The sequence below is a fragment of the Saccharothrix sp. NRRL B-16348 genome (genome assembly GCF_001280085.1).
Classification (GTDB): domain Bacteria; phylum Actinomycetota; class Actinomycetes; order Mycobacteriales; family Pseudonocardiaceae; genus Actinosynnema.
In genome coordinates this window covers 73082-86882 of sequence record NZ_LGED01000001.1, presented here as the reverse complement: position 1 = coordinate 86882, position 13801 = coordinate 73082, and the positions used below count along the sequence as shown (strand labels likewise).

Annotated in this window: 13 protein-coding genes; 8 read left to right on the top strand and 5 right to left on the bottom strand. The window is 72.0% G+C overall.

All coding sequences use genetic code 11. From position 1 onward, the window contains the following. Nucleotide 1: 1 nt before the first annotated feature. A complete protein-coding gene (locus tag ADK67_RS00415) occupies nt 2–1117 on the bottom strand; it encodes a pentapeptide repeat-containing protein (RefSeq protein ID WP_231647953.1) in 1116 nt (371 codons plus the stop codon). A 148-nt stretch (nt 1118–1265) separates the two neighbouring features. Here ADK67_RS00415 and ADK67_RS00410 point away from each other — a divergent pair, with 148 nt between their 5' ends. After that, nucleotides 1266–2087: an SAM-dependent methyltransferase gene (locus ADK67_RS00410; protein ID WP_157619829.1), complete on the top strand. Its 822-nt coding sequence runs from the start codon at nt 1266–1268 to the stop codon at nt 2085–2087. A 96-nt stretch (nt 2088–2183) separates the two neighbouring features. Continuing rightward, nucleotides 2184–4343 carry a putative bifunctional diguanylate cyclase/phosphodiesterase gene (locus tag ADK67_RS00405; protein ID WP_197289216.1) on the top strand — a complete coding sequence of 720 codons (2160 nt, stop codon included), beginning with the start codon at nt 2184–2186 and terminating at the stop codon, nt 4341–4343. Here the strand turns inward: ADK67_RS00405 and ADK67_RS00400 are convergent. Continuing rightward, entirely contained in the window at nt 4340–5362 is a 1023-nt protein-coding gene (locus ADK67_RS00400) for an alcohol dehydrogenase catalytic domain-containing protein (RefSeq protein ID WP_053714313.1), read from the bottom strand. The genes ADK67_RS00405 and ADK67_RS00400 overlap by 4 nt on opposite strands. Further along, nucleotides 5359–7206: a glycoside hydrolase family 15 protein gene (locus ADK67_RS00395; RefSeq protein ID WP_053714312.1), complete on the bottom strand. Its 1848-nt coding sequence runs from the start codon at nt 7204–7206 to the stop codon at nt 5359–5361. The genes ADK67_RS00400 and ADK67_RS00395 overlap by 4 nt, the downstream gene beginning before the upstream one ends. An 87-nt stretch (nt 7207–7293) precedes the next feature. Between ADK67_RS00395 and ADK67_RS00390 the strand changes: the two genes are divergently transcribed. The 6 genes from ADK67_RS00390 to ADK67_RS00365 all read left to right on the top strand — a co-directional run bounded on the left by ADK67_RS00390 (nt 7294) and on the right by ADK67_RS00365 (nt 11459). Then, complete coding sequence (locus ADK67_RS00390) at nt 7294–7881, top strand: DUF3558 domain-containing protein (protein ID WP_082403143.1); 588 nt, start codon at nt 7294–7296, stop codon at nt 7879–7881. A gap of 118 nt (nt 7882–7999) precedes the next feature. Continuing rightward, nucleotides 8000–8389 (top strand): hypothetical protein, encoded by a 390-nt coding sequence (locus ADK67_RS00385; protein WP_053714310.1) that lies wholly within the window; start codon nt 8000–8002, stop codon nt 8387–8389. A gap of 35 nt (nt 8390–8424) precedes the next feature. After that, a complete protein-coding gene (locus tag ADK67_RS00380; RefSeq protein ID WP_082403117.1) occupies nt 8425–9768 on the top strand; it encodes a PPE domain-containing protein in 1344 nt (447 codons plus the stop codon). A gap of 77 nt (nt 9769–9845) precedes the next feature. Further along, nucleotides 9846–10652, top strand: a complete 807-nt coding sequence (locus tag ADK67_RS00375) for an ESX secretion-associated protein EspG (RefSeq protein WP_082403142.1) — start codon at nt 9846–9848, stop codon at nt 10650–10652. Nucleotides 10653–10725: 73 nt separating this feature from the next. Continuing rightward, complete coding sequence (locus ADK67_RS00370; protein WP_053714307.1) at nt 10726–11103, top strand: sterol carrier family protein; 378 nt, start codon at nt 10726–10728, stop codon at nt 11101–11103. A gap of 14 nt (nt 11104–11117) precedes the next feature. Next, nucleotides 11118–11459, top strand: coding sequence for a hypothetical protein (locus tag ADK67_RS00365; protein WP_053714306.1), 342 nt, complete (start codon nt 11118–11120; stop codon nt 11457–11459). Here the strand turns inward: ADK67_RS00365 and ADK67_RS00360 are convergent. Both ADK67_RS00360 and ADK67_RS00355 read right to left on the bottom strand, forming a co-directional pair. Further along, complete coding sequence (locus ADK67_RS00360) at nt 11456–13438, bottom strand: alpha/beta hydrolase (RefSeq protein ID WP_053714305.1); 1983 nt, start codon at nt 13436–13438, stop codon at nt 11456–11458. The genes ADK67_RS00365 and ADK67_RS00360 overlap by 4 nt on opposite strands. After that, nucleotides 13435–13740 carry a hypothetical protein gene (locus tag ADK67_RS00355; protein WP_157619828.1) on the bottom strand — a complete coding sequence of 102 codons (306 nt, stop codon included), beginning with the start codon at nt 13738–13740 and terminating at the stop codon, nt 13435–13437. Before ADK67_RS00355 ends, ADK67_RS00360 begins: the two co-directional genes overlap by 4 nt. Nucleotides 13741–13801: the final 61 nt, after the last annotated feature.

Sequence of the window (13801 nt, the reverse complement as noted above, 5' to 3'; positions counted from 1 at the left end):
TTCAGCTCCTGACCAGTCCGAAGCCGCTGTCGTCGCGGCCCTCCACCACCAAGCCGGCCGGCAGGGCGTTCTCGTGCTCCGTCGACACGCGCATGCCCCGCGCGCGCACCTCGGCGGGCTCGGCGAGCCGCAGGTCCAGGCCGCCGGTGAACGTCGCGTCCTCGAAGTCGACCGGCTCGGCGAACCGGCAGCCCTCGAACGTCACCGGCCCGGTGAACGTCGAGTCGGCGAACTTGTTCGGGCCGAGGAACCCGGTGGCGCGGTAGTCGGCCGCGTTCGCACAGGTGAACTTGCTGAACCAGGCCCCGCGGTGGAAGACCACGTGGTGCAGGTGCAGCCGGCCGCTGCTGGTCGCGGCGGTGAAGTAGGCGGCGCCGTGGACCACCGCGTGGTGGAACGAGTTCGACTCCACCATGGTCGTCCCGCGCAGCGTGAGGTCGCCGACCTGGCGGTGGGACAGGTCGAAGTACTCCAGGTAAGCCCTGGTCAGGTCCAAGTCGTAGCGCGGCGCGTCCACCTCGTCGGCCGGCGGCAGGAGGCCGGCGATCAGCCGTTGCGCGGTGAGCCGCACCTCCAGCTCGCGCTCGTCGCGCACCACGCCCTCGTCCGTCCGCGTCACGTCGAACGGCCGCCGCAGGTACGCGCACAGCACGTCGAGCACGGTCTGGGTGTACTCGGCGCGCGACCGCGCCAGCCCGGCCAGGGCGTGCATCGCGCCGACCCGGACCTGCTCCGCGTCGTGACCCAGCAGTTCCACCGATCGGGCGAACCGCTCGTCGGCGACCCGCGACCGATCGTGTTCGGCCCGCTCGATCTCCAGCTCCTGCCGGCGGGACTCGAGCCACTGCCGGTCCTCGTCCGTGCGCCGCCGCCGGTCGTTCAGCCACAGCGCGTACAGGGCCACAATGGCACCCGCGGCCAGGCCGCCGGTCTTGATCGACTCCTGCTTCGACGCGTTCGGGTCCACGGCGAACAACCAGCCCGTGACCAGCAGGAACGCGCCGACGGCACCCAGCAGGACGGGCTTGACCAGAACACGCGTCCGGCGGTGCCTGACCAGGAGCCAGACCAGTGCCACCGCCGAGACGACCGCGCCCGCGATCCACAGGTACCTCACAAGGCCGTCATTCTTCCCGGTGATCAGTTCAGGGGTGGGTGATTGAAGAACTCGCGCAATCCGACGGTGTGCTAACTCACCGGATTGGCCCATGATGTGGGTGTCACCGCAACGGTGAGAACACGAGCACGTCAGAGGAGAATCTCGGGTGGACAGCGTGGAGCGGCCGAACTGGGCGCCGGGCGACATCGACCTGGCCCGCCCGAGCATCGCGCGGGTCTACGACTACTGGCTCGGGGGCGCGCACAACTTCGCCGTCGACCGGGCCGTGGCCGACAAGGTCCTCGCCGACGTGCCGGTGATCAAGCCCATCGTCCTCAACCACCGGGCGTTCCTGCGCCGCGCCGTGCGGTTCATGCTGTCGCGGGGCATCCGCCAGTTCCTCGACCTGGGCTCCGGCATCCCCACGGTCGGCAACGTGCACGAGATCGCCCAGGCCACCGACCCGTCCGCCCGCGTGGTGTACGTCGACATCGACGCCGTCGCGGTCGCGCACAGCCGGGCCATCCTCACCGGGAACGAACTGGTCAACGTGCTGCAGACCGACGTGCGGGACGCCAAGCAGGTGCTGGTGTCGCCCGAGGTGCAGGACATGCTGGACTTCGACGAGCCGATCGGCGTGCTGATGATCGCGCTGCTGCACTTCGTGCCCGACGCCGAGGACCCGCGCGGGATCGTCGCCGACTACCGCGACGCCCTCCCGGACGGCAGCTACCTGGCGATCTCGCACGCCGGGTTCGAGGAGGGCGAGTGGGATCCCGCGTGGGACGAGGCGAAGGGCGTCTACAACCGCGGCGTCAGCGAGATGTGCTTCCGGCCGAAACGCGAGGTCGAGGCCATGTTCGACGGTTTCGACCTGGTCGAGCCGGGTGTGGCGCGGCTGCCGCTGTGGCGGCCGGAGTCGCCCGACGACGTGGACGAGGGCGCCGCGCACTTCATCAGCTTCGGCGGCGTCGGGCGGAAGGCCTGATGAACGGCCACGACGCCGATCGCGCACCGGGCCGGGTTGTCGACCGCGCCACGCGACCGGCCGTATCCTCTGGGTTGTGGCGGTAGGCCGGCGGACATGACGGAACAGGTTGACCATCGGGTGGCAGCACCGGGCCGATCGAACCTCGACCCCGCCGTACTGGCCGGGGCGGAGTCCTTCGCCCGCACCTGGGCCACCGCCGTCATCGGCAGCAGCTACGTCCCCATGACGCGGGCCGAGGTCGCCGAGCACCTCCAGGCGTTGACCGAGATCCTGGTGCACGCGCTGCACGCCAGCCCGTTCCGCACCGCGCCCGGCTACGAGATCGGCGCACGGCTGGTCGAGGCGCACTTCACCGGCACCGACACGCTGGGCCGGACCGTGCAGCTGCTCGGCGACGACCTCCTCGGCGAGCTGGGCATCCAGCCGGACGAGCTGATGCGGTCCCGGCTGGCCGCGCTGCAGGGCGCGTTGGCCGCCGGGTACGCCCGAGCGCTGCGCGAGCGGACGCTGGCCGAGCAGGAGGCGATCCGCGCGGCCGTGCTGGACGCCCGCGACCAGGCCGAAGCCGCGTTGCGCGCGTCCGAGGCGCGGTTCCGGGCGATGTTCACCGAGGCCGCGATCGGCATCGGCATCGCCGACATCGAGGGCCGCATCCTGGACGTGAACCAGGCGTTGCAGGACATGCTCGGGTTCAGCGTCGAGGAGATGCGGCAGTACAACATCCGCGACCTGATGCACCCGGAGGACGGCGGCAGCGTCTGGCGGCTGTACGACCAGCTCACCGCGGGCGAGTGCGACCACTACCGGGCGGAGAAGCGGTTCCGCCGGGCCGACGGCGAGCAGGTGTGGACGCACCTGACGCTGTCGCTGGTGCGCGACGACCACGGCGACCCGCAGTACCAGGTGGCGATGATCGAGGACGTCACCGACCGCCACCTGCTGCAGAACCGGCTCCGCTACCAGGCGTTGCACGACCCGCTGACCGGCCTGCCGAACCGGGCGCTGTTCCTGGAGCGCCTCGGCCGCGTGTTCAACAACAAGGCGCGCCACCGCGCCGGCCTCTGCTACCTGGACCTCGACGGGTTCAAGGTGATCAACGACAGCCTCGGCCACGACATCGGCGACCAGCTGCTCGTCGAGGTCGGCCGCCGGCTGGACCACTCGGTGTCCGGCGAGGGCAAGCTGGTCGCCCGGATGGGTGGCGACGAGTTCGTCATCCTGGTCGAGGGCTCGCAGGACACCCAGGACATCGTCAACGTCGCCGACCGCGTGCTGCGCGAGCTGGAGTCGCCGATCCGGATCGGCGGGCACGAGCTGACCGTGTCGGCGTCGATCGGCATCGTGGAGCGCGCGCTGTCCGGCACCACGGCCGCCGACCTGATGCGTGACGCGGACATCACGCTGTACTGGGCGAAGGCGGACGGCAAGTCGCGGTGGGCGCTGTACAACCCGGAGCGCAACGCCAAGGAGGTCGCCCGGTTCACCCTGTCGGCGACGATGCCGGCGGCGTTGGAGCGCGACGAGTTCTACGTGGACTACCAGCCGCTGGTGCGGCTCGAGGACAGCACCGTGGTCGGGGTCGAGGCCCTGGTCCGCTGGCTGCACCCCGAGTTCGGCCGGCTGGCGCCGGACCGGTTCATCGAGCTGGCCGAGGAGACCGGGCTGATCGTCCCCCTCGGCCGGTGGGTGCTGCGGCGGGCGTGCGAGCAGGCACGGCGGTGGCTGGAGGAGTTCGGCGACTCCGCGCCGTTCGTGAGCGTCAACCTGGCCGTGCGCCAGTCCCGCGACCCGGAGCTGGTGCGGGACGTGAAGCGGATCCTGGACGAGTGCGCCCTGCCGCCGCACCACCTGCAGCTGGAGCTGACCGAGAGCGCGATCATGGGCACCGCCGACGAGCCGCTGGAGGCGCTGCGGGCGTTGTCGGACATGGGCGTGCGGATCGCGATCGACGACTTCGGCACGGGCTACTCGAACCTCGCCTACCTCAAGCACCTGCCCGTGCACGAGCTGAAGATCGCGGGCTCGTTCATGGAGGGCTTGCGCGCGGCGGACGAGGAGGACGCGGTGGACGCCCAGATCGTGTCCACGCTCGTGCAACTGGCGCACGCGTTGCAGCTGGGCGTCACGGCCGAGGGCGTCGAGACCCCGGCGCAGGCCAAGCGCCTGCACCGGATCGGCTGCGACACGGGCCAGGGCTGGTTCTTCGCCAAGCCGATGAAGCCCGAGGAGATCGACGAACTCCTCCGCCGCTAGGCCAGGTCAACGACCACCTTCACGTCGTCGGGCTCCCGGTCCAGCGCCTCGGTGAAGCGGTCCAGCGGCACGCGCCGGGTGATCAGGCCGTTCAGCCACGGGCGGCTGGCCTCGGCGAGGGCGTCGGCGGCGGCGAGGTAGTCCGGCAGGCCCGCGTTGACCGTGCCGAAGATCGTCTTGTTGCCCAGCACCATGCCGTCGAACACGCCGGGGTCGAGCGGCACGGGGTCGTGTTCGCCCGAGATGCCCGCCACGACGGTGACCGACGCGCGGCGGGCGCACTCCCAGATCAGGGACGCGACGCCGGTGCACTCGATCGCCACGTCGACGTCGGCGGTGACCTCGGCCAGGTCCCGGTGGTACGTGGCGCCCAGGGTGGTGACCAGGTCGGGCTTGCGGCCGGCGGTGACGCGGTCGACCACGTGCACCTCCAGCCCCCGCTGCACGCCGAGCAACGCGGCCAGCAGGCCGATCGGCCCCGCGCCGGTGATCAGCGCCGACCGGATCGGCAGGTGGGACCGCGCGGCCACCGCGGACGCCTGCGCCCACGCCTTGGCCACCACCGACGCGGGCTCCGTCAGCACGCCCGCGTCACCGAGCGTCGGGTCGAGCCGCACGGCGAACTTCGGCGGCACGGTCCAGCGCTGCATCCCGTACCCGTCGAGCTCCTTGATGCCGCGCTCGGTGTACTCGCCGTTGCGGCAGAAGTCCCACGCGTCCACCGCGCACGCCGGGCACGGCACGGGGTCGGGCCGGCGCACCACCCCGGCCACCAGATCGCCCGGCGCGAACGCCGGCGTCGGGCTGCTGATCACCCGGCCGAGCGACTCGTGGAACGGCACGATGTGCTCCCGGCCGGGCGGCAACCAGCCGAAACCGTCGCGGACGATCTCCACGTCGGTGCCGCACACGCCCGCCAGCAGCCCTTCGACCAGCAGCTCGCCGTCCACCGGGACGACCTCGCGCTCCACCACCCGTGACGCCGAGGGCTTGCCGGGCACGACCTCCGCCGCCCTCACGCCGCACCGCCGCGGTGGCGCTCGTCGCGGGTGTGGCCGCCGAACAGCACCGCCGCGCTGTTCACCAGCGCCAGGTGGCTGAACGCCTGCGGGAAGTTGCCGAGCATCCGCCCGGTGCCCGCGTCGTACTCCTCCGCCAGCAGCCCCACGTCGTTGCACAGGTCGACGAGCCGGTCGTACATCGCCACCGCCTCGTCGCGCCGCCCGGCCAGCGCCAGCGCGTCGACGTACCAGAACGAGCACGCCAGGAAGCTCCCCTCGACACCGACCAGCCCGTCCACTTCGGACTCGCCGTGCCCGGTCTCGTACCGGTCGACCAGGTCGCCGCGCTTGAGCACCCGCGAGATCGCGTCCAGGGTGCCGAGCACGCGCGGGTCGTCGCCGGGCAGGAAGCCGACCGCCGGGATCAGCAACGTCGCCGCGTCCAGCTCCGTGCCGCCGTAGTACTGGGTGAACGCGCCCGACGTCGCGTTCCAGCCCTTCGCCAGCACCTCGGCGTGCACGGCCTCGCGCAGCTCGCGCCACCGCTCCACCGGGCCGGGCAGGCCGAACTCCTCCACCGCGCGCACCGCCCGGTCGAACGCCACCCACAGCATCACCCGCGAGTGGGTGAAGTGCCGGTCCGGCCCGCGCACTTCCCACAGCCCCTTGTCCGGCTGCTCCCACACCTTCTCCAGGTGCCGCATCATGCCGCGCTGCATGGCCCACGAGTCGGGCGTCTCGCCGAGGCCGCGTTCCCGCGCCAGGTGCAGCGCGTCCATCACCTCGCCGTACACGTCCAGCTGCAACTGCCGGTAGGCCGCGTTCCCGACCCGCACCGGCCGCGCGCCCCGGTAGCCGGGCAGCCAGTCGACCTCCCACTCGACCAGGTGCCGCTCGCCGCCGATGCCGTACATGATCTGCAGGTCGGCCGGGTCGCCCGCGACGGCGCGCAGCAGCCACTTCCGCCACGCCGCCGCCTCGCTCGTGCAGCCGAAGTTGTCCAGCGCCAGCAACGTGAACGTGGCGTCGCGCAGCCAGCAGTACCGGTAGTCCCAGTTGCGCTCGCCGCCGAACGTCTCCGGCAGCGACGTGGTCGGCGCGGCCACGATCCCGCCGGTCGGCGCGTACGACAGGCCCTTCAACGTGATCAGCGACCGCCGCACGGCCTCCGCGTGCGGCCCGTCGTAGTCGATCCGGGACGACCAGGCCAGCCAGAACGCCTCGGACCGCGCCACTTCCGCCAGGGCGTCCACCGGCGCGGGCGGCTCGTCGGGCGAGTAGGCGAACTCCATCACCCACGACAGCCGCTCGCCCGCCGAGATGGTGAACTCGGCCTCGTGCGCGCGCTTGCCCTGCACCCGGTACGGCAGCCGGTCGCCGTACAGCGCCACCGCGGACGGGCCGGCGAGGGCGACGATGCACTCCTGGCCGTCCCGCTCGCCGCGCCGCACCCACGGCACCGAGTCGGCGTAGGCGAACCGCAGCACCCACCGCAACGACATCTCGACCTGCCCGGACACGCCTTCCAGCACGCGCACGACCCGCGTGTCGGCGTCCCAGTCGTCCTGCTCGGGCGGCATGGTGTCGATCAGCCGCACCACGCCGTCCACGGTCTCGAACTCGGTCTCCAGCACGAGGCTGCCGTCCCGGTAGGACCGTCGCACCGACACGACCTCGCCGGTCGGGGCGATCCGCCAGTGCCCGTCGTCCTCGGTGCCGAGCAGCCGGGAGAAGCAGGACGGCGAGTCGAACCGCGGCATGCACAGCCAGTCGATCGACCCGTCCCGTCCCACCAGGGCCGCCGTCCGCAGATCCGACAGCAGCGCGTAGTCCTCGATCCGTCCAGGTCCCGTGTCTCCCACCCCGCCGAGGCTACGGACCCGCGTTGGGCGGTGCGCGTTGTCCGCAAGTCGTCTTACGGGTGACGTTGATCCGATACGTTGGTGCTCATGCGCCGTGTCGTGCCGCTCATCGCCGCCCTGGCCCTGCTCGGGGGCTGCTCGCAATCGACGGACGGGTCCGCGACCCCCGGTGGTTCGACGCCGACGACCACCGCCGCCGGCCGGACGTCCGGGTCGGAGAAGCCGTCCTCGACGGCGAAGGAGCCGGCCAAGCGCCCGAAGACGATCAACATCGAGGGCATGGACCCGTGCACGCTGCTGACCGAGGCCCAGCGCGCCGAGTTCGGCCTGGACCGCCCGCCGCAGAAGGACGACGCGCCCGGCAAGCCCGGCTGCAGCATGAGCCGCGAGGACCGCAAGCACTCCGTCGCGATCTTCCTCGACAGCACCCAGGGCATCGGGACCTACACCGAACCTGCCCGCCCCGGATCGACGATGCTGCAGGTCGGCGGCTTCCCCGCGGTGATGACCGAGTCGAAGAACTCCCTGGGCTTCGCCTGCGCCATCCACGTCGACGTCTCGGACGGCCAGGTCGTCACCGTGCAGTCGCACAGCCTCGACACCGAGGCGCAGGCGTTGTGCCAGGTGGCCCAGCCGGCGGCCGGCGCGGTCGTGGCCAACCTCATGAGCAAGTGAAGAAACGAGTAGAAGTAGTCCTTTGCAGAGGGAACCGCTCACTCGCGTCACGCATCAGAGCTAAAGTCGTCACACATGCACACGCTGGGGTATGTGCAGCACTGAGGAGGGGTCTGCCGTGTACATCGCGGATGGTGGTGGCGGGGGAACGACGCCGACGCTGCCCGACTACGCCGGGGCACAGCGGAAGCTCAGCATCGAGCCCTCGGCGATCCCGGCCGCGCGCAAGGTGTTCTCCGACGCGCTGGACCAGCTGCAGGCCAAGCTGGACCGCGCCATGACCGAGCTCGAGGCGAGGCCTTGGGCGGGCGACCCGGTGAGCCGCGAGACGGCGGACCGGTTCAACCAGGACACCTTCGAGGCGGGCGACTCGGCGGGTCTGGTCGCGCTCAAGGCGTACCGCGACCAGCTCAAGGGCGTGGTCGACCAGCTCACCGCGATCGAGGCCGACTACCGGCGCGTCGAAGGCGACAACACCGCGTCCTGGGGACGCATCAACAACGGCTGACCTGCTGACCTACGCACCCGAGGGGGGCGAGCACGATGGGTGACCACCGCTGGCGCGGGTATGCCCACCCCGATCTCTACCAGATGATCAACGAGGGCCCGGGCGTCGCTGCGTCCCGGCCGCTCGAGGACTCCTGGAAGGCGCTGTCCGAGACCTTGGGCGAGATCGACGTCTCGATCAAGGACGGGCTCACCAAGCTCGGCGCGAGCTGGGAGGGCGACACCGCCGACACCACGACGGCCACGCTGTCGCCGCTCGCGGCTTGGGCGCAGGACGCCCAGCAGGGTTCGGGCACAATGGAGACCTCCGCCCAGTTGCAGGCGGACTACATCGCGAACGCCCGCAAGGAGATGCCCGAGCCGGTCCCGGTGACCACCGAGGCGCCGTCCCTGGGCGACAAGATCATCGGCGGGCTGACCGGTCCCGTCGGGATGATCCACGTCATCCAGCAGCAGCAGGACCACGAGCAGCAGGAAGCGGCGCAGGACAACGCCGAGGCCAAGGCTGTCGAGGTGATGAACAACTACCAGTCCAGCAGCGAGTGGAACGCCGACACGCTGGGCAAGTTCGTCCCGCCGCCGCAGGTCGTGATCGACACCCCGCCGCCCGCCGGCGCGGGCGAGTTCAACAACTCGCGCGCGAGCTACAACTCCACGCCGACGTGGACGCCCCCGGGCGACAACGGCGGCACCACGAACACGTCGTGGGCCCCGCCGTCGACCGGCACCGTCGTGCCGCAGCCCGGCCAGGTGCCCGGCACCGGCGGCAACACGAACACCTCGTGGGCGCCTCCGCCGACGAGCACGCCGCCTCCCGGCCCCACGCCGCCGCCGATCAACCCCCCGGTGAACACGCCGGTGAAGCCGCCCATCGGCCCGGTGCCCCCTCCCACGTGGACCCCGCCGAAGCCGCCGACCAACGGCCCGCAGGTCCCGCCGAGGGTGCCGACCGGTCCCGGCGGTCCGCGTCCCGGTCTGCCGACCAGCCGGGGACCCGGCATGCCGGGCATGCCCGGTGGTCCCGGCGGCCCGAACGGCCCGAACGGTCCCAACGGCATGCGTCCCGGTATGCCCGGCATGGGCGGTATGCCCGGTGCCGGCGCGCCCGGGGCGGGGATGCCCGGCGGTAGCAACCCGGCCGGCATGCCCGGTCGTGGTGGCGCCGCCGGCGGCTTCGGTCCCGGCGCGGGTGGCCCCGGCGCCGCGGGTCGTCCGGGTGCGGGCGGTCCCGGCATGGCCGGTGGCATGGCCGGCGCCCAGGGCGGCAACGGCGAGGACGACATCGAGCACAAGGTCGCCGACTACCTGGTCGAGACGAACGACGTGTTCGGCGACGACCGGCTCGTTGCGCCGCCGGTGATCGGGGAAATGCCGCAGTAGGGTTCGATCCTCCGGTGCACGGGCCCGCGTCGACACGGCGCGGGCCCGTGTCCGGTGTTCAGGGGACGGGGATGTCGGTGACGTATTTCGGGGGGCCCGCGGAGCGGGAGCCGATCGAGCTCTCGGCCGAGGAGTTCGACGTGCTGTGGGAACGCCTCGACCTGGGCCAGATGCCGTTGGTGATCAAGGTTCCCTCGCCGGGCAAGACCCACCAGGAGCGGGCCGAGCTGGAACGGCGCGTCTGGCAGGGCATCGGCGCGCGCGGCCTCGGCGGCCCGACCGGGCTGCACCCCGAGCTCGACTACCTCCTGCGGCTGTTCAACAGGCCGGAGCGCGAGGTCGACGGCCGGGTGTGGATCGGCAAGAGCGTCCGCGTGCTGGCCGTGGCCAACGGCGACGACGGCGCGGTGGCCACGTTGACCGAGAACCGGCTCACGTTCCGGCGCGCGGCGGGCAGCGGCCTGCCGTCCGCGGTGCTGGGCGCGCTGCCCTCGCACCCCGCCGGGACCGGGCACTCGGTCACCATGCCGAGCGCCGACCTGGAGGCCGCGGTCAAGAAGTCCGACGGCTCGCCCAAGAGCCTGGAGAACTCGCTGCGCCAGCACGGCGTGCGCCAGGAGGACGCCGTCACGCTGGTGAAGATGTTCACCGGGCTCGTGCACACCGGCAACTTCGGCGCGGCGGCCCGCGACCGGTACGGCAAGCGGTGCCGGCCGGACCGCGTGGTCGCGTTCTTCGACACCGAGGACGGCCGCTACCTGCAACAACGGCGGGCGTCGAACGGGACCCAGCCGTGGAGCACGTTCAGCCCGACCGACTCGCGCCGGCTCGCGCACCAGGTCGAGGAACTGCTCGCCGAAGCGGTGCGCACCGCCAAGGGCTGAAGCCCGGCCCGGCAACCGCGCGATCTTGCACCAGTCGCGACGACGGGCGCACGCGCGGCGATAACCTGGGCGGATGCCGTCCAAGCCCGTTGACCCCCACGAGGTTCGCGCCGCGGTCGAGGCCGTGCTGCCCTGGCTCGCCGGCGAGGCGGACAAGCCGGACCGCCCGGTGCTGGCCGCGGCCGTGCGGCTGAGCCTGCGCACGCTGGAGCAGGTCGCGCCCGGCCGCAGCGTGGAGGTGCGGGTGCCGCCGTTCGCCGCCGTGCAGTGCGTGGCGGGCCCCCGGCACACCCGCGGCACGCCGCCGAACGTGATCGAGACCGACCCGCGCACGTGGCTGGAACTGGCCGTCGGCAGGCTCGGGTGGGCGGAAGCGGTCGAGGACGCCAAGGTCACCGCGTCCGGGAGCCGGGCCGATCTCTCAACCCTGCTCCCGGTGCTCCGCTTCTAGCTAAGCTCGACCGCGTGAAGGCGCTCAAGGCGTGTCTCGCCATCCTCGCGGTCGGAACCCTCCTCGTCGGCTGCAGCGCCGACTGGGAGGAAGAGGTCCGGTTCAAGGTCACCCGGATCACCCCGGAGAGGCAAGTGACCCCCGGACACACGTCCCCGCCGCGCGCGGTGATGGAGTTGGACCAGGATGATCCCGGGGCCTTGGTGAAGCTGGACACCGCGTCGGCCGAACTCGATCAGTTTCCGGAAGGGATCAAGGCCGGCGACGTGGTGATCTGCAAGGTGCGCCAGGTCGAGAAGAACAACCTCGACGGCCTCGAACCGGAGTCCGAAGTGGGCCCTTGCCGCTTGGCCTAGAACCAGGACCCGACGGTCTTGTCCCAGGCCTTGCCGACGCCCTCCACCGCGTCGCGGCCCAGCTCGACCACGTCGCCGACACCGCCCACGACCACGTCCCCGGCGTCGTTGAGGATCTCCTTGCCCGTGTTGACCAGACCGGTGCCCGCCTCGGACCAGTTGCCGTTGACCGCGTCGCGACCGGCGTTCCAGAGCCCGGTGCCCGCGTCCTTCGCCAGGTCCGCCGCGCCGACGGCGGTGCCGCCGACGAAGTCCACCACCGGTCCGACGCCGGGGAGGTGCGAGCCGGGCAGCGACGGGCCGAGCGGGTTCTCGTCCCAGTCCTGCGAGGTCACCGAGCCGCCGTCGCCGGTCGCGATCCGGGCCAGGTTCTGCACCGACTCCGAACCCGTGGTGTAGTACTCGGAGTGCGCGCCGACCAGGGACGTGCCGTCGGTGGTGCCGAAGGTCTTGGCGCCGAACCGGTCGTCGTACGGGCCGATCGAAGAGCCGTCCTCGGTGAACCAGCTGGAACTCGTGCCCTGCACGACCGGGTCGTGCTCGGTCGCGCCGACGTAGACGTGACCGGGGCCCGCGGAGAGCTGGTCGACGTTCGACGCGCCGACGCCGGGCGAGCCGATGAACGCGATGTCGTCCGCGGCGAGGCCGTTCATGCCCGCGTAGCCGACGGTGGTGGAGCCGTAGGAGTGGCCGATCACGGTCACGTGCGGGTCGTGGCCGGCGGCCTCGGCGGCGGCGCGGTAGCCGTTGACGTCCGCGACGAGGTTCGCGCCGCCCTCGCGGGCCTGCGCGGGGTTGTCGACCTCGCCGGGCGCCCAGCCGGGCGCGTCGTAGCCGAGCCACTGGATGGTGGCGTTGCCGTCCGCGCCCATCTGCTCGCGCAGGTTCGCGGCCTGGCTGAGGCCGAAGCTGCCCATGTCCGAACCGGTGCCGGGCACGCACACCGCGAGGTTGTTCGCGGTGTCCGGGTCGCCGTACGCGATTGCCATGCCACCGTCGCCGCGTGGGCCGTACGGGTCGTAGGCGAGCACGCGCACATCGCTCTCGGCCCAGCCCTTGTCTCCAGCGAGGACCTCCGCGCGATCCAGGCTGCTCTGCGCCTTCTGCGCGTTCTCGGCCTTGGTGGCGGCTTCCTGGCGCTGCTCGCTGAGCGACGCGTACTGCTCGTCGTTCATGAGCTTGGTCATGTCGTCGGAGTTGTTCGGGTCGAGGCCCAACTCCTGCGCCCGCGCGGCCAGCTGCGCGTCGAGCTGGTCGCGCTGCGCGCCGAAGCGTTGGACGTCGTCTTCGATGCGCATCCGGTTGGCCTGGTCCAGCACGCCGGACGGGAGGCCGCGCAGCTGCCCCAGCTCCTGGAACTTGGTGCGCAGCAGCTCGTCCTGCTGCTCCTTGGTCAGCGACTTCCACCAGGCGGCGACCTGCTTGGGGTCGGTGCCGGGACCGGGCACGGTGGCGCTGGTGCGCATGGCCGCCACGGCAGAGGTCCAGCCGGGGTCCTTGCCCGCCGTCTCCTCGAAGCCCGGGCGGACCTTGGCGAGGGCGTCGGCGTACGAGTGGAGCACGCGCTCGTAGCCGGTCTTGACGTTGTTCAGCTGCTCGTTGACGCGGTTGGCCAGCTCACGGGTCTGCGCCTCGTCCAACGCGGGCGAGCGGCCGCGCCAGAAGTCGATCAGCTGGTCGGCGCTGCCGCGCATCTGGGTGTAGGCGCGGGACGCGGCCTGCACGATGTCCGCGCCGGCGCCGAGCCGTTCACCGGCCACGGTCGCGGACTTGGCGGACAGCTCGGAGCGTGCGCCGAAACTCGCCGCGGCGTCGCCGTTCCAGCTGGAGGTGGCCGTGCTGCCGCCCGACGAGACCGCCTGTCCGGCGCGGTCGACGGCGCTCATCGCGCCCGTGATGGGATCGGCGGCGGCCGCGACTCGGCCCGCGTCGCCCGCGGCCAGCTGCCCGTACAGGACCTCAGGGTCGGTGAAGCTCACGCCATGCCCCCTTCGATGCCGCGGAACGAGGTGTTCGAGTCGTCGTCCGCGCGCTGGTAGGCGTCGGCGTTCTCGGTGAGGCCGTCGCCGGCGTCGCGGTACCAGGCGCTGCCCCGGCGCAGGTCGTCGGACTGCTCGCCCGACCACTTGGCCAGCGCGTCGACGAACACCGCCGCCGCGGGCACCTGCCCGAGCGCGTCGGCGTCCAGCCTGAGCATGGAGATCATCTCCGCGCCGTCGCCGGTCGCGTCCGCGCCTTCGTGGAACTGCTTGGACGCCTCGCGCAACGTCTCTGGTCGCACCCCGAACACGATTGCCCACCCTTCGTGCCGCTAGCCGCTGGCAATGCGACGCGCGTTCACC

Coding starts and splice junctions, on each gene's coding strand:
- ADK67_RS00405 (WP_197289216.1), top strand. CDS start 2,184: ATGACGGAACAGGTTGACCATCGGGTGGCAGCACCGGGCCGATCGAAC.
- ADK67_RS00370 (WP_053714307.1), top strand. CDS start 10,726: ATGCCGTCCAAGCCCGTTGACCCCCACGAGGTTCGCGCCGCGGTCGAG.
- ADK67_RS00390 (WP_082403143.1), top strand. CDS start 7,294: ATGCGCCGTGTCGTGCCGCTCATCGCCGCCCTGGCCCTGCTCGGGGGC.
- ADK67_RS00380 (WP_082403117.1), top strand. CDS start 8,425: ATGGGTGACCACCGCTGGCGCGGGTATGCCCACCCCGATCTCTACCAG.